This window comes from Mycobacterium botniense (assembly GCF_010723305.1).
GTDB lineage: Bacteria > Actinomycetota > Actinomycetes > Mycobacteriales > Mycobacteriaceae > Mycobacterium > Mycobacterium botniense.
On record NZ_BLKW01000002.1, the window covers coordinates 71,960 to 91,695 of the forward strand.

Annotated in this window: 17 protein-coding genes and 1 pseudogene; 14 read left to right on the forward strand and 4 right to left on the reverse strand. The window is 67.2% G+C overall.

Features of this window, described 5'->3' with window-relative positions; all coding sequences use genetic code 11:
* Positions 1–191 precede the first annotated feature (191 nt).
* Positions 192–872 carry an ArsR/SmtB family transcription factor gene (locus tag G6N08_RS00610; protein ID WP_163753293.1) on the reverse strand — a complete coding sequence of 227 codons (681 nt, stop codon included), beginning with the start codon at positions 870–872 and terminating at the stop codon, positions 192–194.
* A gap of 152 nt (positions 873–1,024) precedes the next feature.
* On the opposite strand from G6N08_RS00610, the gene G6N08_RS00615 reads away from it, so the two are divergent.
* Both G6N08_RS00615 and G6N08_RS00620 read left to right on the forward strand, forming a co-directional pair.
* Positions 1,025–2,314, forward strand: a complete 1,290-nt coding sequence (locus G6N08_RS00615; protein WP_163756484.1) for an MFS transporter — start codon at positions 1,025–1,027, stop codon at positions 2,312–2,314.
* Between the two features lie 72 nt (positions 2,315–2,386).
* Positions 2,387–3,109, forward strand: coding sequence for a class I SAM-dependent methyltransferase (locus tag G6N08_RS00620; protein ID WP_163753295.1), 723 nt, complete (start codon positions 2,387–2,389; stop codon positions 3,107–3,109).
* A 180-nt stretch (positions 3,110–3,289) separates the two neighbouring features.
* Here the strand turns inward: G6N08_RS00620 and G6N08_RS00625 are convergent, their stop codons facing one another.
* Positions 3,290–3,619 carry a hypothetical protein gene (locus G6N08_RS00625; RefSeq protein ID WP_163753297.1) on the reverse strand — a complete coding sequence of 110 codons (330 nt, stop codon included), beginning with the start codon at positions 3,617–3,619 and terminating at the stop codon, positions 3,290–3,292.
* Positions 3,620–3,689: 70 nt separating this feature from the next.
* Between G6N08_RS00625 and hisN the strand changes: the two genes are divergently transcribed.
* The 4 genes from hisN (at position 3,690) to G6N08_RS00645 (ending at position 8,335) form a co-directional block, all read left to right on the forward strand.
* Positions 3,690–4,478 carry a histidinol-phosphatase gene (gene hisN / locus G6N08_RS00630; protein ID WP_163753299.1) on the forward strand — a complete coding sequence of 263 codons (789 nt, stop codon included), beginning with the start codon at positions 3,690–3,692 and terminating at the stop codon, positions 4,476–4,478.
* A gap of 59 nt (positions 4,479–4,537) precedes the next feature.
* A complete protein-coding gene (gene amrS, locus G6N08_RS00635; protein ID WP_163753301.1) occupies positions 4,538–5,638 on the forward strand; it encodes an AmmeMemoRadiSam system radical SAM enzyme in 1,101 nt (366 codons plus the stop codon).
* A 69-nt stretch (positions 5,639–5,707) separates the two neighbouring features.
* Positions 5,708–7,102: an acyl-CoA dehydrogenase family protein gene (locus G6N08_RS00640; protein ID WP_163753304.1), complete on the forward strand. Its 1,395-nt coding sequence runs from the start codon at positions 5,708–5,710 to the stop codon at positions 7,100–7,102.
* Between the two features lie 24 nt (positions 7,103–7,126).
* Entirely contained in the window at positions 7,127–8,335 is a 1,209-nt protein-coding gene (locus tag G6N08_RS00645) for an acyl-CoA dehydrogenase family protein (RefSeq protein WP_163753306.1), read from the forward strand.
* A 120-nt stretch (positions 8,336–8,455) separates the two neighbouring features.
* On the opposite strand, the gene G6N08_RS00650 is transcribed toward G6N08_RS00645, so the two are convergent.
* Positions 8,456–9,154, reverse strand: coding sequence for a TetR/AcrR family transcriptional regulator (locus tag G6N08_RS00650; protein ID WP_163753308.1), 699 nt, complete (start codon positions 9,152–9,154; stop codon positions 8,456–8,458).
* A gap of 208 nt (positions 9,155–9,362) precedes the next feature.
* On the opposite strand from G6N08_RS00650, the gene G6N08_RS00660 reads away from it, so the two are divergent.
* Positions 9,363–10,565, forward strand: coding sequence for a cytochrome P450 (locus G6N08_RS00660; RefSeq protein ID WP_163753310.1), 1,203 nt, complete (start codon positions 9,363–9,365; stop codon positions 10,563–10,565).
* 94 nt (positions 10,566–10,659) lie between these two features.
* Here the strand turns inward: G6N08_RS00660 and G6N08_RS00665 are convergent, their stop codons facing one another.
* The gene (locus G6N08_RS00665) at positions 10,660–11,517 is read right to left on the reverse strand and encodes an aldo/keto reductase (RefSeq protein WP_163753312.1); all 858 of its coding nucleotides are present in this window, start codon (positions 11,515–11,517) and stop codon (positions 10,660–10,662) included.
* 23 nt (positions 11,518–11,540) lie between these two features.
* On the opposite strand from G6N08_RS00665, the pseudogene G6N08_RS00670 reads away from it, so the two are divergent.
* The 7 genes and pseudogenes from G6N08_RS00670 (at position 11,541) to G6N08_RS00700 (ending at position 19,675) form a co-directional block, all read left to right on the forward strand.
* Positions 11,541–12,539 (forward strand): annotated as a pseudogene (locus G6N08_RS00670) (acrylyl-CoA reductase family protein).
* 66 nt (positions 12,540–12,605) lie between these two features.
* Entirely contained in the window at positions 12,606–13,577 is a 972-nt protein-coding gene (locus tag G6N08_RS00675) for an NADPH:quinone oxidoreductase family protein (RefSeq protein ID WP_163753314.1), read from the forward strand.
* Positions 13,578–13,672: 95 nt separating this feature from the next.
* A complete protein-coding gene (locus G6N08_RS00680) occupies positions 13,673–14,878 on the forward strand; it encodes a CaiB/BaiF CoA transferase family protein (protein WP_163756485.1) in 1,206 nt (401 codons plus the stop codon).
* A 5-nt stretch (positions 14,879–14,883) separates the two neighbouring features.
* Positions 14,884–15,780 (forward strand): hydroxymethylglutaryl-CoA lyase, encoded by an 897-nt coding sequence (locus G6N08_RS00685; protein WP_174813269.1) that lies wholly within the window; start codon positions 14,884–14,886, stop codon positions 15,778–15,780.
* Between the two features lie 125 nt (positions 15,781–15,905).
* Positions 15,906–17,144, forward strand: a complete 1,239-nt coding sequence (locus G6N08_RS00690; protein WP_163753318.1) for an acyl-CoA dehydrogenase family protein — start codon at positions 15,906–15,908, stop codon at positions 17,142–17,144.
* Positions 17,141–18,544 carry a phosphotransferase family protein gene (locus tag G6N08_RS00695; protein WP_163753320.1) on the forward strand — a complete coding sequence of 468 codons (1,404 nt, stop codon included), beginning with the start codon at positions 17,141–17,143 and terminating at the stop codon, positions 18,542–18,544. The genes G6N08_RS00690 and G6N08_RS00695 overlap by 4 nt, the downstream gene beginning before the upstream one ends.
* Before the next feature lie 198 nt (positions 18,545–18,742).
* Positions 18,743–19,675 (forward strand): DMT family transporter, encoded by a 933-nt coding sequence (locus G6N08_RS00700; protein ID WP_163753323.1) that lies wholly within the window; start codon positions 18,743–18,745, stop codon positions 19,673–19,675.
* The last annotated feature ends 61 nt before the right edge of the window (positions 19,676–19,736 follow it).

The window sequence follows — 19,736 nt, forward strand, 5'->3', positions numbered from 1 at the left end:
CAAGACACCGGCCAGGTAAGCAGTCAGGCGGGCGGCCATCTCGGGCGGGTCGCCGCTGCGATGGCGGATAAGGATGTTCGTGTCAACAAGTGCGGTGAACGGCGATCTGCAGCCCGAGCGGTCTTTATTCGGGCCGACTGGTGATAGTTGCAATACTGGTGCTGCGGCTTCGATTTCGAAACACCGACACGTCACGGTGCCTCTTCCGCGACAACAGGCAGGTCAGCCAGGTGCCATTCGAGCATGCCGTCATGTAGGCGAATAGCCCGACGGCCCTTGGCGGTCAGCAGCCGTACCGCCTCATAGGCGAGCACGCAGTACTCACCACGGCAGTACACGACGATGCCGACATCGACTGGCAGCTCGTTGATCCGATCGTTGAGCTCCTCGACCGGGATGGACAGCGCGCCCGGGATGTGACCTGCGCGGTATTCCTCCGGTGGCCGTACGTCGAGTACGACGGTCGTGCCCTCGCTGATTCGGACAAGCAACTCCTCGCGGGTGATCGCTTCTGACGTCCCGCCGGCCCGTAGATAAGCATCACGGGCTGCGGGCACCTCGGCCTGATGCGTCTCGGCCACTTTCCGTAGCATCGCAAATAGCTGTGCTACGTCCCGACCGGCGAGTCGGTAGTAGATCCGCACCCCATCGCGACGGGTCGCCACGAACCCAGCGCGTTTGAGCGTCTGCAGATGTGCCGACGCAGTCGTGAGGTTCAGCCCGGCCGCCTTGGCCAGTGCTTCCACGGTGCGTTCCCCCTGACTGAGCAAGTCCAGCAACTCCAGCCGGGCGGCGTTGGACAAAGCCTTCCCACTTGCCGCGAACGCGTCGTACAACCGCGCCTTGGCCGGCGACTTCGCAATCACCTGCATGGTCTGCCTTCCATAGCGCACGGTACGTGGTTGTCAGGACCGCGGGGGGCACTCAACGTCAGTATTCTAATAATCCATGTAATATAGTACTAGTTGTGATCGGCTCGCGCGCACAGCAGGACTCTGACCGGCACCGCCCTGACGGCCACCTCATCAGCAGCGCGGCTGAGCAGCCGCCGTTGGGGTTGAGCGCCAACCTGGCCCAGTTCAGCCTGCTGATTGCGGTGAATGCTCTGATCGGCGGCACCCTGGGGCAGGAACGCACCGTGCTGCCTTTGCTGGCGGAACGCACCTTTCATCTGATCGGCTACACCTTTTTGCTGACCTACGTGCTGGCGTTCGGGATCACCAAAGCCGCCACCAACTACCTGGCCGGGCACTGGGCGGACCGGTTCGGCCGCAAACCAGTCCTCGTGGCGGGCTGGCTGATCGCGCTGCCGGTGCCGCTCATGTTGATCTGGGCGCCAAACTGGGGCTGGGTCGTCGCCGCCAATGTGCTGCTGGGGATCAACCAGGGCCTGACCTGGTCCACCACCGTGATCATGAACATCGATTTGGCCGGTGCGGCGCGACGTGGCCGGATGATGGGCCTCATCGAGGCCGCCGGCTACAGCGGGCTCGCGCTGACCGCTATGGCCACCGGGCATCTGGCTGCCCGATACGGACTACGGCCCACCCCGTTTCTGCTGGGCGCCGCCTACATCATTGTGGGACTGGGTCTTTCGGTCTCGGTTGTACGCGAGACCATGGAGCACACCCGCCTGGAAGCCGCCCAGCACAAGCCCCGCGCCGACGGCCGCCACGATCACCTGCATGCCGAGCTGACCCACCGGCAGATCTTCACCCACACCAGCCTCCGCGAACCTGCCCTATCGGCAGCCAGCCAGGCCGGGCTGGTCAACAACCTCAAAGACGGCCTGGCCTGGGGACTATTTCCGATCCTGTTCGCCGCCGCGGGGCTGTCGGTGTCGGGCATCGGCATGCTGGCCGCACTCTATCCCGCGGTGTGGGGCATCGGGCAACTGTTCACCGGCGCACTGTCGGATCGCTGGGGGCGCAAACGACTCATCACCGTCGGCATGCTCACCCAAGCCGGCGCGCTGTCGCTCATCGCCCTAGCCGACACCTTCGCGGTGTGGGGGGTGGCGGCTGCGCTGTTGGGGGCCGGCACCGCATTGGTGTACCCCATCCTGCTGGCCGTCATCGGTGACGTGGCCCACCCGGCCTGGCGGGCACGGGCGGTCGGGGTGTACCGATTATGGCGCGACGGTGGATTCGCCGTCGGGGCGATCGTATCCGGTCTGGTCGCCGACCGGTGGGGCCTACGCGCCGCAGTGTGGGCGGTCGCCGCTATCACCACCGCCTCCGGCCTGATCGTCGCGGCCCGCATGTATGAAACCCACACCCGCCCAGACCAATCCGCCGCCGAGCAGACGCCATGACTTCGGCTGGCGCGATCATGTAGGAAGGATTCGGCTGTGCGCCATTTCGATAGTCAGCACACAACCCATAGCATGCCGAGTTCGGCCCCCAGTCGTGATCTTCCGGCCGCGCAGCGCCGCCATTGGCAGCACACCTACGCCCAGTATCCGGAAATGTACGGCCAGAACCCATCGGCCGCCGCGGTGCATGCTATGCGGCGGTTTCGCGCCGTGTCGGCGAGAACAGTGGTGGAACTCGGGGCCGGACACGGGCGTGACACCGTTTATTTCGCCCGCAGTGGGCTGCAGGTGCTAGCGCTGGATTTCAGCTCGACCGGCCTTGAGCAGTTGCGCACGGCGGCAGCACGCGCCGGCGTGGGACAAGCGGTCACCACCGTTGTGCATGATGTGCGTGACTCACTGCCGGTGGCTTCCGGTTCGGCAGACGGGGTGTTCGCGCACATGCTGCTGTGTATGGCGTTGTCCACCAATCAGATTCGGGGCGTGGTCGCCGAGGTCGCCCGGGTGCTACGGCCCGGCGGAGTGTTCGTCTACACCGTTCGCCATATCGGTGACCCACACTACGGCGCCGGTGTGGCTCATGGCGATGACATCTTCGAACACGGTGGTTTTGCCGTGCACTTTTTTAGCCGTGACTTGGTCGATGAGCTCGCCGCGGGCTGGGACGGTGTCGAGGTTCACGCGTTCGAGGAAGGCGAGCTGCCGCGCCGGTTGTGGCGGATCACCCAGTACCATCCGAGCCGACTAGCGGCGGCGCGGAATTCACCCCACAAAAACCCGCTCGCGTCAGCCTGACCAGTTCGCCCTGGGCTGGATCCAGTGTCGGCCCAGGCGGCTGGCGATCGAGAGCTCTGGGCGGCGTGGGCGTGGGGCAAGTGGCACACAGATTTTGCTGCCTCCACGGCCGGTCCCGGTGGAGGGGTAGCTTCGTGACATCTCAGCCTGCGAGCCAGCGTGATAGCGGCCAGAAAAGCGTTAAGCGGCGGAGGGCTCGGGCGGCGCGAACACCCACCGGTCGGGGTTTCGCTGCGAGTACACCACCGGCAGCAGTTGACCGATGCTCGGCCAGTCGTCGACGTCGACGGCCATCCGCCGATACACGGTGTGCTCGTCGACGGTGGGCCCGGTGATGACACCGGTGATGGTCACGAACTGCTCACCGGTGGCGGCAGGCCGCGGGCTGACACCGGTCACCAGCAGTGTGCCCGCGACGGCGTCGGCGCCCGGTCCACGGTTGAGGAGCCGCGGCACCACGAACACCGCCAGCGTCGCGATCAAAATGAGCAGCACACCAATCTCCCACACGCCGCCATGGTAGGACTGCTGCCATGGGTCTCGACGACGCCGATCCCGGCCGGACCGCGCACTGGCGCCGATGAGCCGCGATGATCTCGCGTTCGCCCTGGCGTTGGCTGACCGTGCCGACGCGCTGACCCGGGCCCGGTTCGGCGCCCTGGACCTGCGCGTGGACACCAAACCGGATTTGACGCCGGTCACCGACGCCGATCGGGCGGTGGAATCCGAATTGCGCGCCGAGCTGGCCCGTAACCGTCCCGGCGACCGTGTGCTCGGCGAAGAGTACGGCGGGCCAACAACTTTCAGCGGAAGGCAATGGGTCGTCGACCCGATTGACGGCACCAAGAATTTCGTGCGCGGAGTACCGGTGTGGGCCAGCCTGATCGCGTTGCTGGACGACGGGGTGCCCTGTATCGGTGTGGTCAGCGCGCCGGCGCTGCGGCGGCGGTGGTGGGCGGCCCAGGGCCGGGGTGCTTTCACAACGGTCGACGGCTCGTCCGCTCGTCAGCTGTCGGTGTCCTCGGTGGCCGAACTGGGGTCGGCGAGCCTGTCGTTTTCCAGCCTGTCCGGGTGGGCGAACCGTGGTTTGCGAAACCGGTTTCTGGATCTCACCGATGCCGTGTGGCGGGTCCGCGGCTACGGCGACTTTTGGTCCTACTGCCTGGTGGCCGAGGGCGCCGTCGACATCGCCGCGGAACCCGAGGTGTCGGTGTGGGACCTGGCCGCGCTCGACGTCCTGGTGCGCGAGGCGGGCGGGGTGTTCACCAGCTTGGACGGCACACCCGGCCCGCACGGCGGCAGCGCTGTGGCGACCAACGGGCTGCTGCACCCGCACGTGCTGGCCAGGCTCGCCGGCGAGCGGCGGTAATGCGGGCCGGGACGGCAGCGCCGCGGATTCGGCTAGCCTGAACATCGGCGAACTCCGTTATGAGCTGCGACGACCTGTTCACGACCGCGACGAAGTACTGGCACCGCCTCGACGACGGCCGCATCCAGTGCGACGTGTGCCCGCGCGCTTGCAAGCTGCACGAGGGCCAGCGCGGGCTGTGTTTTGTGCGCGCCCGGCTTGACGATCAGATCGTGCTCACCAGCTACGGGCGTTCCAGCGGATTCTGCGTCGACCCGGTGGAGAAAAAGCCGCTGAATCACTTCCTGCCCGGGTCGGCGGTGCTGTCGTTCGGCACCGCCGGATGCAACCTGGCCTGCAGGTTCTGCCAGAACTGGGATATCTCCAAATCCCGCGAGGTCGATACTCTCGCCAGCCGGGCCACTCCCGACGACATCGCTCGGATTGCTGACGAATTAGGTTGTCGCAGCGTGGCTTTCACCTACAACGACCCGACGATCTTCTGGGAGTACGCCGCCGATGTTGCCGATGCGTGTCACCAGCGGGGCATCAAGGCCATCTCGGTGACCGCCGGCTACATGTGCGCGGCGCCGCGTGCGGAGTTCTACCGGCATATCGACGCCGCCAACGTCGATCTGAAAGCGTTCAGCGAAGACTTCTACCGCACAATCTGCGTCGGGCACCTGCACGATGTGCTCGACACCGTGGTGTACCTGCGGCACGAGACGGATGTGTGGTTGGAAATCACCACCTTGTTGATCCCGGGCCGCAACGACGCCGATGCCGAGATCAGCGCCGAATGCGAGTGGATCCGCGACAACCTGGGCGTGGATGTGCCGGTGCATTTCACCGCGTTTCACCCCGACTACAAAATGACGGACATCGCGCCTACCCCGCCGGCCAGCCTCACCCGTGCCCGCGACATCGCTCTCGGCGAAGGCTTGCGGTTTGTGTACACCGGCAACGTGCACGACACCGAGGGCGGCACCACGTTTTGCCCCGGCTGTGGTGCGGCGGTCGTGGTCCGCGATTGGTATGCGCTGCGCCGTTATGCCCTGACCGACGACGGCCGCTGCCAGGTGTGCGGCTGGCGGCTGGCCGGGGTCTATGACGGTCCGGCCGGACGGTGGGGGCGACGGCGGCTGCCTCTGCTGGGCAACCTGTCCGGCGGTGTGAAGTAACTAACAGTCAACGGATCTTACTCTGGAGTAAGATCGTGGTATCCACCCGTTTCACCGACTGAGGCTGCTATGACAAATACCTTTGCTCCCAACGGCTCCCGGGCGCGGCTCAAGCGCACCGGCCGCAAATCCGCCGTCGGGGAGCACAAGCACAAGCGGACCGGGATCGACGTCGCGCTGGGCCTGCTCACTCCGATCGTGGGCCAGGAGTTCCTCGACAAATACCACCTGCGCGATCCGCTCAACCGCACTTTGCGCTACGGGGTCAAAACCGGTTTCTCCGTCGCCGGCGCCACCACCCGCCAGTTCCAGCGGATCCAGGGCTTGCGCGGTGGACCGACCCGGCTCAAGGCGAGCGGGCGCGACTACTTCGACCTCACACCCGACGACGACCAGAAGATGATCGTCGAAACCGTCGAGCAGTTCGCCCGCGAGATCTTGCGCCCGGCGGCACCCGAGGCCGACGAATCCGCCGCCTACCCGTCGGACCTGATCGCCAAGGCGGCCGAGTTGGGCATCACCGCCGTCAACGTTCCAGAGGACTTCGAGGGCATCGCGGCGCACCGCTCCAGCGTGACCAACGTGCTGGTGGCCGAAGCGCTGGCCTACGGGGACATGGGACTGGCGCTGCCGATCCTGGCCCCGGGCGGGGTGGCCTCGGCGCTGACCCACTGGGGCAGCGCCGATCAGCAGGCCACCTATTTGCGGGAATTCGCCGGGGAGAATGTGCCGCAGGCCTGCGTCGCGATCGCCGAGCCGCAGCCGCTCTTCGACCCGACGCGTTTGCACACCAGCGCGGTGCGCACCCCCAGCGGGTACCGGCTAGACGGGGTCAAGTCGCTGGTCCCGGCGGCCAGAGATGCCGAGTTGTTCATCGTCGGCGCACAGCTGAACGGCAAACCGGCGCTGTTTATCGTCGAATCCTCGACCCAGGGTCTGACTGTGGCGCCCGACCCGAGCATGGGCATCCGGGCCGCCGCGCTGGGTCAAGTCAAGCTGGATCATGTGTCGGTCCCGCTGAGCGCGCGCCTCGGTGAGGATGACGCGACCGACGCCGATTACTCCGAGGCGATCGCGTTGTCCCGGTTAGGTTGGGCGGCATTGGCGGTCGGCACCTGTCACGCGGTGCTGGATTACGTCGTACCTTACGTGAAGGAACGCGAGGCCTTCGGCGAACCGATCGCCCACCGTCAGTCGGTGGCATTCATGTGTGCCAATATCGCGATCGAACTCGACGGGCTGCGGCTGATCACCTGGCGCGGCGCGGCCCGCGCGGAGCAGGGCCTGCCGTTCGCCCGGGAAGCGGCCCTGGCCAAGCGCCTCGGCGCCGACAAGGGTATGCAAATCGGCCTGGACGGCGTGCAACTGCTGGGCGGGCACGGCTATACGAAGGAACACCCCGTCGAGCGCTGGTATCGCGACCTGCGAGCCATCGGTGTCGCCGAGGGTGTCCTGGTGATCTAACTCTTCGACTCCGAAAGACCAGTCATGGCAATCAATCTGGAACTCCCGCGCAAGATGCACGCGGTGATCGACAAGGCTCATCAGGGCGCCGCGGAGATGATGCGGCCGATCGCGCGCAAATACGACCTGAACGAACACGCCTACCCGGTCGAGCTTGACACCCTGGCCAGCCTGTTCATGGGTGCCGCCGAATCCAAGACGTTGGGGCTCACCGGTGCCGAGGCGTTCCGTGACGGCGAAGAGCAGGAAGAAAACCGCAACGGCCCCAATATGGCCGCGGTACTGCAGACCATCGAGGCCAGCTGGGGCGACGCCGCGATGATGCTGTCGATGCCCTATCAAGGTCTGGGCAACGCGACGATCTCCGGCCTGGCCACAGACGATCAGCTCAAACGCCTGGGCACGGTGTGGGCCGCGATGGCGATCACCGAACCGGGATTCGGCTCGGACTCCGCGGCGGTTTCCACAACCGCCACGCTGGACGGTGACGAGTACGTGATCAACGGCGAGAAGATCTTCGTCACGGCCGGTTCGCGGGCCAGCCACATCGTGGTGTGGGCGACGCTGGACAAGTCCAAGGGCCGCGCCGCGATCAAGCCGTTCATCGTGCCGCGCGACCATCCGGGTGTCACCGTCGAGCGGCTGGAAAAGAAGCTCGGCATCAAAGGCTCCGACACCGCCGCGATCCGCTTCGACAACGTCCGCATCCCCAAAGAAAACCTGCTGGGCAGCCCAGAGATCGATACCAGCAAGGGTTTTGGCGGCGTGATGGAGACGTTTGACAACACCCGTCCGATCGTCGCCGCGATGGCCATCGGGGTCGCGCGCGCCGCACTGGAAGAGCTGCGCACCATCCTCACCAACGCCGGGGTGGAGATCTCCTACGACAAGCCGTGGCACGCCCACAGCGCCGCCGCGTCCGAGTTCCTGCGGATGGAGGCCGATTGGGAGGCGTCTTATCTGCTGGCGCTGCGCGCGGCGTGGCAGGCCGACAACAACATTCCCAACTCCAAAGAAGCGTCGATGAGCAAGGCCAAGGCCGGCCGGGTGGCCAGCGACATCACCCTCAAGGCCGTCGAATTGGCCGGCACGACTGGCTATTCCGAGCAGACATTGCTGGAAAAGTGGGCGCGTGACTCCAAGATCATGGACATTTTCGAGGGCACCCAGCAGATCCAGCAGCTGGTGGTCGCCCGCCGGTTGTTGGGGTTGTCGTCATCTGAGCTCAAGTAACAGCGCCCCGGCCCGATTCGGCGGCGGCCTGAACCGGCCAACGCCGGGCTTGGCCCCACCGGGCGCAGCAACCGCATACGTCGCTGCAGGAGAGCGGGTGGACGTCCCCGACGTGATCGCTTATGCGATATCACACTGCTGATGACGGTTATGCGCGTCTGGCGGCGCCGACGGGGCCGGTGTGCTCACCGTGCCATCAGCAGTGTCCACAGCAGTATCGAGCGACGAACAGACCTCGAAACGGTCGAGATAGCGCCCGATGAACGCGTGGACCGCGGCGTGGCCGCGATCAATGCCCAGACTCTGCTCGAGCAGCATGATGCGCGCAAGGCTCGTCAGGATCATCGACATCACTACCGGTGGGAACTCCGTCATGTCGACGCCGTGGGCCCTCATGGCCTCGGCCAGGGCGGCGGCTTCCATGTCCCCATACCGCTGGGCATATGCCGCGATTTCACGGCGAATGGCCTTGCGGTGGTTGGCCAAAGCCATGAACTCGAGCATCAGTTGCGCGCCCTGCGTGCTGTTGAGCCGCCACAGCGCGTGCAGCGGCTGGTCGCCGGCCAGGGCCTGACGCTGACGCTGCAGCGTTGTCTCCGCCCCGGCCCGCAGCACCGCCACGAACAGGTCGTCCATGCTGGGGAAGTAGTAGTGCACCAACCCCGGCCGGACGCCTGCCCTGGCGGCCACCCGCCGCGATGTCGCCGCGGCGTAGCCCTCGTCGATCATGATCTCGGCCGTGGCCCGAATCAGCGCCCGCCGGGTCTCCAAATCGCGGGCACCAACCCTTGACTGACCGCCGGATGAGCTGCTAGACATGCGCTCAGCCTAGTAATTGGGCGTTCGCCCAAACAAGTGGGAGGAACACATGGCGGGCCGGATGGCAGACCAGGTCGCGGTCATCACCGGCGCAGCGCGCGGGCCGGATGGCAGCCATGCGGTCCGGTTGGCGCACGACCGGGGCGCCGTCACTGCCGAAACCGGTATGCCGACTGCCTGAAATAGCGCTCAGCACAGGGGAAACCCCATGACAACGGCCCACGACACCGACGTCTACTACGACCCCTACGACGTCAACATCGTCGCCAACCCCTACCCGGTGTATGCCCGGCTGCGGGAGGAGGCGCCGCTCTACTACAACCAGCGCTACAACTTTTGGGCGCTCTCCCGGCACGCCGACGTGGAAAAGGCGCTGGTGAATTGGGAGACGTTCTCCAGCAGCCGCGGCGACATCCTCGAACTCATCCAATCAGATTTCGACATGCCGCCCGGTGTCATGATGTTCGAAGACCCGCCGATGCACACCATGCTGCGCGGGCTGATGTCGCGGGTGTTCACTCCGCGCCGCATGGCCGCCATCGAGGACCAGATCCGCCGGTTCTGCGTGCGTTGCCTGGATCCGCTGGTCGGCTCGGACGGATTCGACATCATCGCCGAGCTGGCCTCGATGATGCCGATGCGGGTGATCGGGATGCTGCTGGGCATCCCGGAAGACGACCAGATCAGCGTGCGTGACGCCAACGACGCCAACCTGCGTACGCGGCCCGGCGCACCGATGAAGGTAACCGACCCGGATGCGATCGCCGACGGGCGCATCTATGCCGACTACATCGACTGGCGCGCCAAGAACCCCTCCGACGACCTGATGACCGCGTTGCTCAACGTGGAGTTCGACGACGAGCACGGGGTGAGGCGCACACTGACCCGCGACGAGGTGCTGCGCTACACCCAGGTCGTCGCCGGTGCGGGCAATGAGACCACCGGACGGCTCATCGGCTGGCTGGCCAAGGTGTTCGCCGAACATCCCGACCAGCGCCGCGATGTCTACCGGGACCGCTCATTGCTGACGCGCGCCGTCGACGAGACACTGCGGTTCGAGCCGACCGGCCCGCACGTGGCACGATGGATGGCAACCGATTTCGAGTGCTACGGCACCACAGTGCCAGCCGGCAGCGCGATGCTGCTGCTCTTCGGCGCGGCCAACCGCGACCCGCGCCGATTCACCGATCCCGACACGTTCAACATCCACCGCAACGACGGCGCGCACCTGACCTTCGGCAAGGGGCTGCACTACTGTCTCGGGGCGAACCTGGCCCGCCTGGAGGGCCGGGTCGCGCTCGACGAGTTGCTCAACCGCTGGCCGGACTGGGACATCGACTACGACACCGCGCAGCTCGCGCCGACCTCAACCGTTCGGGGCTGGGAGCGGCTGCGCATCGTATTACCGTGAGCAGCTTGCCGCGTCGTCGTGGCCCGGTGAGGCCGCACCGCGACCGCCGGCGAGACAAAACCTCACCGCCGTGTGCCCGGGCGCCTCAGCCGTACTATCCGGCGACGGCGTTCAGCTGCTCGCGGATCTCCTCGCCCAGTTCGATACCGGCGACGGCCATGTTCTCCTCCAGGTGTCGCACCCGCGAGGTACCCGGGATCAGCAGGATATTGGGCGCCACGCTCAGCGTCCAGGCCAGCGCGATCTGCGCAGGCGTACACCCGAGCCGGCCAGCGGCCTGCTGCACCAGCTCGTTGCCCAGCACCGGATTTGGTCGCGCGAACCCCGAGCCCAGCGGGAAAAACGGCACGAACGCGATGCCGCGCGCGGTGCACTCGTGCAGAACCGGCGCCGACGACCGGTCGGCGAGATTGAAAGCATTTTGCACACAAGCGATTTCTGTGTACTGCAGCGCATAACGCAGATGCTCGAGGGTAACGTTGCTCAGCCCTATACCGGCGATCAACCCCGCATCGCGAGCAGCGGTCATCACCGAAAGCTGCTCGTCGAAGCGTTGGTCCGGCCGCGCACTATCGATGAGCCGCAAGTTCACCACAGCAAGTTGATCGACACCGAGCGTGCGTAAATTGGCTTCGATATCGGTGCGCAAGTCCGCCGGGTCGGCGAGAGGCAGCCAGGCGCCGGCTTCATCGCGGCGCGCCCCGACCTTGCTGACCAGCGCCAGGCCGGGCGGATAGGGGTGCAGGGCCTCGCGGATCAGCTCGTTGGCGACATCCGGCCCGTAAAACTGCGCGGTGTCGATGTGGTCGACGCCGAGCTGGACCGCCCGCCGCAACACCGCCAGCGCTTCGTCTCGATCCCGCGGCGGCCCGAACGCTCCCGGCCCGGGAAGTTGGATAGCCCCGAAGCCGACGCGCGCGACGGAGACCGCACCGAGTGAAAAACGCTGCACGGTCTGAGACTAGCGTCGAAGGCATGGACACCTTTCGCGCCCTCATGGCACACCAAACCGGGGATCGGATCACCACCGCGGTCGAGACGCTGAGGCTGTCGGACCTGCCGCCGGGTGAGGTGACCATCCGGGTGCTGTATTCCAGCGTCAACTTCAAGGACTCGCTGGCTCTGACACCGGGGGGCGGTGTGGTCCGCAACTACCCCGTCGTGCCCGGTATCGACCTCACCGGCGAGGTCGTCGAGTCGCGCTCACCGGAGTTCCAGCCCGGCGACAGGGTGCTGGCCCATGGCTACCAGATCGGAACCGGCCACCACGGCGGTTACGCCGAATATGCCCGGCTGCCCGCTGATCAGGTGGTGCCGCTGGGGACGCTGAGCCCGCGCGACGGGGCGGCGATCGGGACCGCCGGCTTCACCGCTGCGATGAGCGTACATGCCCTCATCGACTGGGGCGTCGGCACCGATGCCGGTCCTGTCGTGGTAACCGGCGCGTCCGGCGGAGTCGGGTCGATCAGCGTGGATTTGCTCGCGGCCGCCGGCTACCACGTGGTGGCGTCGACCGGCAAGCCGCACGCGGCCGGGCAGCTGAAAACCCTTGGCGCCGCAGATGTTATCGGTCGTCTTCCAGCCGATCCGGACGCCAAGCCGCGGCCCCTGGCCAAGGCCCGCTGGGCAGCCGGGGTGGACTGTGTGGGTGGCGCCACGCTGGCCGACGTGCTCAGCTCCGTTGCCTACGGCGGCGCGGTGGCCTGCAGCGGGCTGACCGGGGGCGCGGAGCTGCGCACCACGGTGATGCCGTTCATCCTGCGTGGAATCGCGCTGCTGGGCATGGAGTCGGTCCAAATGCCCATCGGCCCGCGGCGGGACCTGTGGGCCCGTCTCGGCGATGCGATGCGGCCACGCCATCTCGAGTAGATTACCACCGAGGTCGACATCAAAGACGTCATCGGGGTCCTCGACCAGGTGCGAGCGGGGGCGTTTTCCGGACGGGCGGTGGTGCGGGTCGCCGGCGGGTTCTGACCGGTCCTCCTGCCCGGATCGGGCCGCCAGTAGGCTGGTGAACCGCTGGTCGACGACGGAGGTGGCATGCGCGCGGTACGGGTGACTCGGCTGGATGGCCCCAACACAGTCGAGGTGGCGGAGGTCGACGAACCCGCAAACGACGGCGTGGTCGTCGAGGTGCACGCGGCGGGGGTGGCATTCCCGGACGTGCTGCTCACCCGCGGGCTCTACCAGTACAAGCCCGACCCGCCGTTTGTGCTGGGGGCCGAGATCGCGGGCGTGGTCCGATCCGCACCCGCCGGCGCCCCTGTGCGTCGCGGCGACCGAGTCGCCGGGCTGACGATGCTCACCGGCGGGATGGCCGAGGTCGCCGCGCTGGCCCCGGAGCGGGTGTTCAGGCTGCCCGACACCGTCACCTTCGAAGCGGGTGCGGGTTTGCTATTCAACGACCTGACCGTGTATTTCGCGCTGACCGTGCGCGGCCGGCTGCGGCCGGGTGAGACGGTGCTGGTGCACGGGGCAGCCGGCGGGATCGGGACGTCGACGCTGCGGCTGGCGCCGGCGCTCGGCGCCTCCCGCACCATCGCGGTGGTCAGCACGCAAGAAAAGGCCCAAACCGCAAGGGCAGCAGGCGCGACCGATGTGGTGCTGGCCGACGGATTCAAGGACGCGGTGAAGGACTTGACCAGCGGCCGCGGCGTGGACATCGTGGTGGACCCGGTCGGCGGCGATCGGGTTACCGACTCGCTGCGGTCGCTTGCTCCGGCGGGACGGTTGCTGGTGATCGGCTTCACCGGCGGCGAGATCCCCACTGTGAAGGTAAATCGGCTGCTGCTCAACAACATTGACGTGGTCGGCGTCGGCTGGGGCGCCTGGAGCGCGCGGCACCCCGGCGCGCTGGCCGAGCAGTGGGCCGGACTCGAGCGGCTGCTCACCTCCGGTCAGCTGCCTCCTCCGCAACCGGTGGTCTACCCGCTGGAGGAGGCCGCCGCCGCGATCGCGTCCCTGGAAAATCGCACCGCTACCGGGAAAGTCGTTTTGCGCGTGCGCGGTTAACGCTGCGCGCCCGGAGCCGTTCATGGATCGCAACCGCCGCAAACTACGCGATGTTCAGCGACGATGCCCAGCCGGCCGATGAGATGGAGCCGGCGATGACTCCCGCCGGCGCGCTGGACGGCATCCGGGTGCTCGAGCTGGGCACCCTGATCGCGGGGCCGTTCGCCGGCCGGCTGCTCGGCGACATGGGTGCTGACGTCATCAAGATCGAGGCGCCCGGCGCCCCCGATCCGTTGCGCACCTGGGGCCAGGCCGAGCTCGACGGGCACCATTTCTTCTGGACCGTGCACGCCCGCAACAAGAAAGCGGTCACTCTCGACCTGCGTAAGAGCCGCGGACGCGAGCTGTTCCTCGAGCTGGTCGCGGTATCCGACATTGTCGTGGAGAACTTCCGCCCGGGCACCCTGGAGAAGTGGAATCTGGGCTACGACGTGCTGGCCGACCGCAATCCCGGGATCATCGTGGTGCGGGTCTCCGGCTACGGACAGACCGGACCGGACGCCCACAAAGCCGGCTACGCGTCGGTGGCCGAGGCGGTCAGCGGGCTGCGCCACCTCAACGGCTTTCCCGGCGGGCCGCCGCCGCGGCTGGCGCTATCACTGGGTGACAGCCTGGCCGGGATGTTCGCCGCCCAGGGAGCGCTGGCGGCACTTTACCGGCGCACCCGCACCGGCAGGGGCCAGGTGGTCGATACAGCGCTGACCGAATCCTGTTTGGCCATCCAGGAATCCACAATTCCCGACTATGACGTCGGCGGCGTGGTGCGCGGCCCGTCCGGCACACGGCTGGAGGGTATCGCGCCCTCGAACATCTACCGCGCCGCCGACGGGACCTGGGTGGTGATCGCCGCGAACCAGGACACCGTGTTCGCGCGGCTGTGCAAGGCCATGGGCCAGGCCGACCTGGCCACTGACGACCGGTTCGCCACCCACGCTGCCCGCGGGCGCAACCAGGATGAACTCGACACGATCATCGCCGAGTGGGCCGGGCAGCGCCAACCCGACGACATTATCGAAACCCTTTCCGCCGCCGGGGTGATCGCTGGACGCATCAACACGGTCGCCGACGTGGTGCGTGATCCGCACCTGCGGGCCCGCGGCATGATCGCCCCACACTGGGATGAGCGGGTCGAACGCGCCGTTTTGGGGCCGGGGATCGTGCCGCTGCTCTCGGAATCCCCGGGCAGCATCCGCAATGCGGGGCCCGCGCACCCCGGGCAGCACAATGACGAGATCTACCGCGGACTGCTGGGTAAGACCGGTGAGGAGCTCGACGCGCTACGCGCGGAGGGGGTGCTATGACCAAACTGCCATCGCATGTGGACATCCGCGAGGTGTCCCTGCGCGACGGATTGCAGATCGAGTCGCCAATCGGATTGTCGGCCAAGCTGGACCTGCTGGGCGCGGTGGCGGCCACCGGGGTGCGTGAGGTCGAAGCCTGCGCGTTCGTGTCACCGTCGAAGGTACCGTCGATGGCCGACGCCGAGCAGCTGGCGGCCCACTTGCACCGCTTCCCCGGTATCGGGTTTTCCGCCCTGGTGGCCGGCACGGGCGGCGCCAGACGGGCGATGGCCGCCGGGATGCGCGCTATCGAGTACGTGGTCGCGGCCTCTGACGCGTTTAGCCGCGCTAATTCCGGGCGCAGCAGCGCGGAGGCGACCGCGCAGATCGGTGAGATCGTCGCCATCGCCCGTGACAGCGGTGCCGTCGTCGAGGTGATGATCGCCACCGCATGGGACTGCCCGTTCGACGGGCCCACCCCGCCGCAGCGAGTCTTCGACATCGCCGCAGCCGCCCGCGATCAGGGCGCCGACCGGATCGGGATCGCCGACACCATCGGCACCGCCACGCCGGGGCGGGTCAGTGCGCTGATCGCCGGGCTGCGCCCGGTGATCGGCGGCATCCCCCTCAGCGGGCATTTCCACAACACCCGCGGCGCGGGACTGGCCAGCGCCTATGCGGCGGTCTGCGCCGGGGTGAACCGGCTGGACGCCTCGGTCGGCGGGCTGGGGGGCTGCCCGTTCGCGCCGGGTGCCAGCGGCAATATCGCCACCGAAGACCTGGTCTACCTGCTCACCGACAGCGGAATCGACGTCGATATCGATCTGAAAGCCGCCATCGCCGCCGCGAAGGTCGCCGAATCGGTTGTCGGCCACGATCTTCCCGGGGCACTGTTACATGCCGGCGACCGGATTCGCCACTAGGCGGGCGATGCGCGGCGGTCACGGCAGCACTCTGGCCGCGACAACGACGCCACCGCGGCATAGCCGACGATATGCAGGAAAACCCGATATGGAGCCGCGGCGCTAGCGAAAGAGGAGTGATCACCGTGGATTTTACTCTGCCAGAACATCTTCCGCGACTGCTGGCCGAGATGGACGCGTTCATCGAGGCCGAAATAGCCCCGCTGCAGGCCGAGTACATCCAGTACTTCGACCATCGGCGCGAGTTTGCGCGCACCGATCTGCACAACGGCGGAATACCGTCGCGGGAGTGGGAGGATCTGCTCGCGGAAATGCGGCGGCGCGCCGATCGGGCGGGCTGGCTGCGCTACGGGCTGCCGGCTTCGCTCGGAGGCCGCGACGGCAGCAACCTGGACATGGCCGTCATCCGTGAACATCTGGCGCACAAGGGACTTGGCTTGCACAACGATCTGCAGAACGAGTCGTCGATTGTCGGCAACTTCCCCCAGGTGATCATGATGGAGCGGTTCGGCACGCAGGCGCAGCGACAAGAATGGTCCGAGGCGCTCATCACCGGCGAACGCTCAATGGCGTTCGGGTTGACCGAGCCCGCACATGGATCGGATGCGACCTGGATGGAGACTCGCGCCCAACGCGACGGCGACGGCTGGGTAATCAACGGCGCCAAGCGGTTCAATACCGGCGTGCACCGCGCCACCCACGACCTGGTCTTCGCCCGCACCTCCGGCGAGCCCGGCCAGGCGCAGGGCATCACCGCGTTCCTGGTGCCCACCGACGCCGAAGGGTTCACCGTCCCGTTTTACTGGTGGACGTTCAACATGCCCACCGACCACGGGGAGGTCGAGCTGCACAATGTGCGGGTGCCCGCCGACGCGGTGCTCGGAGAAGTGGACCACGGCCTCGAGGTGGCGCAAACATTCTTGCACGAGAACCGCATTCGGCAAGCAGCCAGCAGCCTGGGCGCGGCACAATACTGCATCGACCGCGCCGCCGAGTATGCCCGAAAACGGGTCGTCTTCGGTAAGCCGCTGGCGGTCAACCAGGCTGTGCAATGGCCGCTGGCCGAGCTGCAGACCGAAGCCCAGATGGTGCGGCTGCTGGTGTATTACGCAGCCTGGCATCTCGACCGCAACCACCACATGGAGGTATCGGACAAGGTGTCGATGGCCAACTACCGCGCCAACCGCCTGGTCTGTGACGCCGCCGATCGCGCCATGCAGATCTTCGGCGGGCTGGGCTATAGCCGGCACGAGCCGTTCGAGCACATCTACCGCCACCACCGTCGCTACCGCATCACCGAGGGCGCCGAGGAAATCCAGATCCGCCGGGTAGCACAGCGGCTGTTCAGCTTCGGCAAGAAATGACGGCCACCCGGCAACTGCAGGACGGCCTGGCCGCGGTGCTGCGCCCCGAATTGGGCACGCAGGTGAGAATCGACAACTTGCGGATCCTCACCGGCGGGGCCAGCCGCAGCACCTGGGCGTTCGACGCCGTCACGCCGACCGGGCGCCGCGCGCTGATCCTCCGCATCGGGCCACCCGACGATGTCCATGCTTCGATGGAGCTCGAAGCACGCGTCCAGGCGGCCGCAGCAGCGGCCGGCGTGCCCGTCCCGCATATCCTGGTTGCCGACAATTCGCCGGCGGCACTGGGTCATCCGTTTTTGATCTGTGACGAGATCAAAGGCGAAACCATCGTCCGGCGCATCGAACGCCAACTCGACTCGGCGGGCGGGGACACCGCCCGGTTACGGCTGCTGCGCCGCTGCGCGCACGCGTTGGCCGCCATTCACCGCGCTGACACCACTGGACTGGATCTGGCCTGCGAGGACCAGCTCCTCCAATGGCGGCGCCGGCTGGACGCCATGGGCGACACCACCGCCACCTTTGAATGGGCGTTCCGCTGGCTTGGCGCCCACCGGCCCCCGCCGACGCCCACGTGTTTGGTGCACGGTGACTATCGGATGGGCAATCTCATCGTCGACGGACCCGAGCTGGCGGCCATTCTCGACTGGGAACTGACACATCTCGGCGAGGCCTACGAAGACCTGGCCTGGTTCTGCATCCGGGCGTGGCGGTTCGGCGCACCGCCCGAGCGGGGCGCCGGCGGGCTGGGCAGCATCGACGAGTTTCTCCACGAATACGAAAAAGCCAGTCAAACCGCGCTCGACCCGGCGACGTTTCGCTGGTGGCGTGTCCTGGCCACCTTGCGCTGGGGCATCATCTGCCGCTACCAGGCGCAGCGGCATCTGAGTGGACAGGTGAGGTCGGTGGAGTTGGCGACGATCGGCCGACGGGTCTGCGAAACCGAGTGGGATCTGCTCGACTTGCTCGACGAACCTGCCGCCGATCCCGGCGGGGCGGCCCCGCAGCACAAAGAGGGTTGGCCAGATTCCAGCACAGCGGCGGCCCAGCCCGGCCTGCACGGTCGGCCGACCGCGGCCGAGCTGGTCGCTGCGGTCGCCGAATTCCTGGAGACCGACGTTCGCCCGGCGACCAGCGGGCGGGTCAACTTTCATGCCCGGGTGGCCGCCAACGCGCTGCGCATCGTCGAGCGCGAACTACTGGCCGCTGACGACAGCCCAACGCGAGCGGCGCTTGCCAGGCTCGGCTGCACCGGGGAGGCCGAGCTGGCCGCCGCGATCCGCGCCGGTGATCTTGACGACAAGACGCACGATGTGCCGTCGTGTCTGCGCGCGCTGGTCACGCATCGGTTGGCGGTTGCCCACCCCGGATACGAGCGGGCTGAACACACGACCGGGTAGGCGCCGACCCATTGCCTGAACGCGTGTCGACATCACTTGTTGCGCAGACGATTAGGGTCGGAGCGCAGGCCGACCCGGCCAGCCCCGGCCGGTCCGTCGGCGTCGTGCAAGCTCGCCTGTAGGCGCGGCCGCGAAAAGGGGTATCCGATATGCGAGTACCGAGTTCGGCATCGACAGATAATCAACGGAGAACCGCTTATGGGCAACGTGGACATCGCCGTTCTGCTTGCGTTAAGCGCTGCACTGTGCGTGGCGATCGGCGAGGTACTCCAGCAACGTGCGGCGCACCGGATCACCGACCCCTCGGTCGGCCTCATTGGTCTGTTGGCCAAGCTGATACGGGACCGACGGTGGCGGTGGGGCTCTGTGGTCCTGCTCGCCAGCATCGGGTTACAGGCGGGCGCGCTGGGCCAGGGGTCGGTGCTTCTCGTCCAGCCGTCGCTGACCCTCTCCCTGCTGTTCGGGCTGCCGATTAACGCGAGGTTGTCGGCGCGCACGCTCAGCCGCCGAGAGTGGCTATGGGCGGGGTTACTGACGGCTGCGGTCGTCGTAATCGTCACGATCGGCAACCCGCAGGCCGGTCGTTCCAGCGCCCCGCTTCACACCTGGATCAGTGTGGCGCTCGTGTTCGGAGTGCTGCTGGCGGGATGTGTCGTGGCTGCGGAAATTCGGGGCGGCGCCCTCGGCGCGGTGCTTTTCGCCGTGGTCTCGGGTTCACTGTGGGGGGTCTTTGCGGTCCTCACTAAAGAGATCGTGTACCGGCTCGGCCACGATGGCTGGGCCCTGCTTGCCACACCTCAGCTGTATGCCTGGCTGCTCATCGCCCTAGGGGGATTTGTGTGGGAGCAGGCCGCGTTCCGCACCGGGCCGCTCACCGCGTCGATGCCGACGCTGCAGGTAGCGCAGCCGGTCGTGGCAGCCGTGCTGGGTGTTGTCGTCCTCGGTGAGACACTGAGCACCGGCCGCGCCGGGATGATCGCGCTGGCGGTCGCGGCGCTGGTGATGGCGGCGGCCATTGTCGAGCTCGCGCGCGGGGACGCTGCCGCAACGCGCGACCGGGTCCGCGCTCGCGTCGATGAGAAGCTGCGGGACGCGCTCAGCGTGCGGCTACCAACGCGGCGACGCGGCTGATCGCAACACCGGGCGGGGCGCCGCCGGCACCGACGCCCAGACCGCGTTCGTCACTGACAAT

Bases quoted from the DNA above. Each gene is read 5' to 3' on its own strand.
- G6N08_RS00610 (WP_163753293.1), bottom strand. From the start codon at position 872: ATGCAGGTGATTGCGAAGTCGCCGGCCAAGGCGCGGTTGTACGACGCG.
- G6N08_RS00620 (WP_163753295.1), top strand. From the start codon at position 2,387: ATGCCGAGTTCGGCCCCCAGTCGTGATCTTCCGGCCGCGCAGCGCCGC.
- hisN (WP_163753299.1), top strand. From the start codon at position 3,690: ATGAGCCGCGATGATCTCGCGTTCGCCCTGGCGTTGGCTGACCGTGCC.
- amrS (WP_163753301.1), top strand. From the start codon at position 4,538: ATGAGCTGCGACGACCTGTTCACGACCGCGACGAAGTACTGGCACCGC.
- G6N08_RS00640 (WP_163753304.1), top strand. From the start codon at position 5,708: ATGACAAATACCTTTGCTCCCAACGGCTCCCGGGCGCGGCTCAAGCGC.
- G6N08_RS00645 (WP_163753306.1), top strand. From the start codon at position 7,127: ATGGCAATCAATCTGGAACTCCCGCGCAAGATGCACGCGGTGATCGAC.
- G6N08_RS00650 (WP_163753308.1), bottom strand. From the start codon at position 9,154: ATGTCTAGCAGCTCATCCGGCGGTCAGTCAAGGGTTGGTGCCCGCGAT.
- G6N08_RS00660 (WP_163753310.1), top strand. From the start codon at position 9,363: ATGACAACGGCCCACGACACCGACGTCTACTACGACCCCTACGACGTC.
- G6N08_RS00675 (WP_163753314.1), top strand. From the start codon at position 12,606: ATGCGCGCGGTACGGGTGACTCGGCTGGATGGCCCCAACACAGTCGAG.
- G6N08_RS00680 (WP_163756485.1), top strand. From the start codon at position 13,673: ATGACTCCCGCCGGCGCGCTGGACGGCATCCGGGTGCTCGAGCTGGGC.
- G6N08_RS00695 (WP_163753320.1), top strand. From the start codon at position 17,141: ATGACGGCCACCCGGCAACTGCAGGACGGCCTGGCCGCGGTGCTGCGC.
- G6N08_RS00700 (WP_163753323.1), top strand. From the start codon at position 18,743: ATGGGCAACGTGGACATCGCCGTTCTGCTTGCGTTAAGCGCTGCACTG.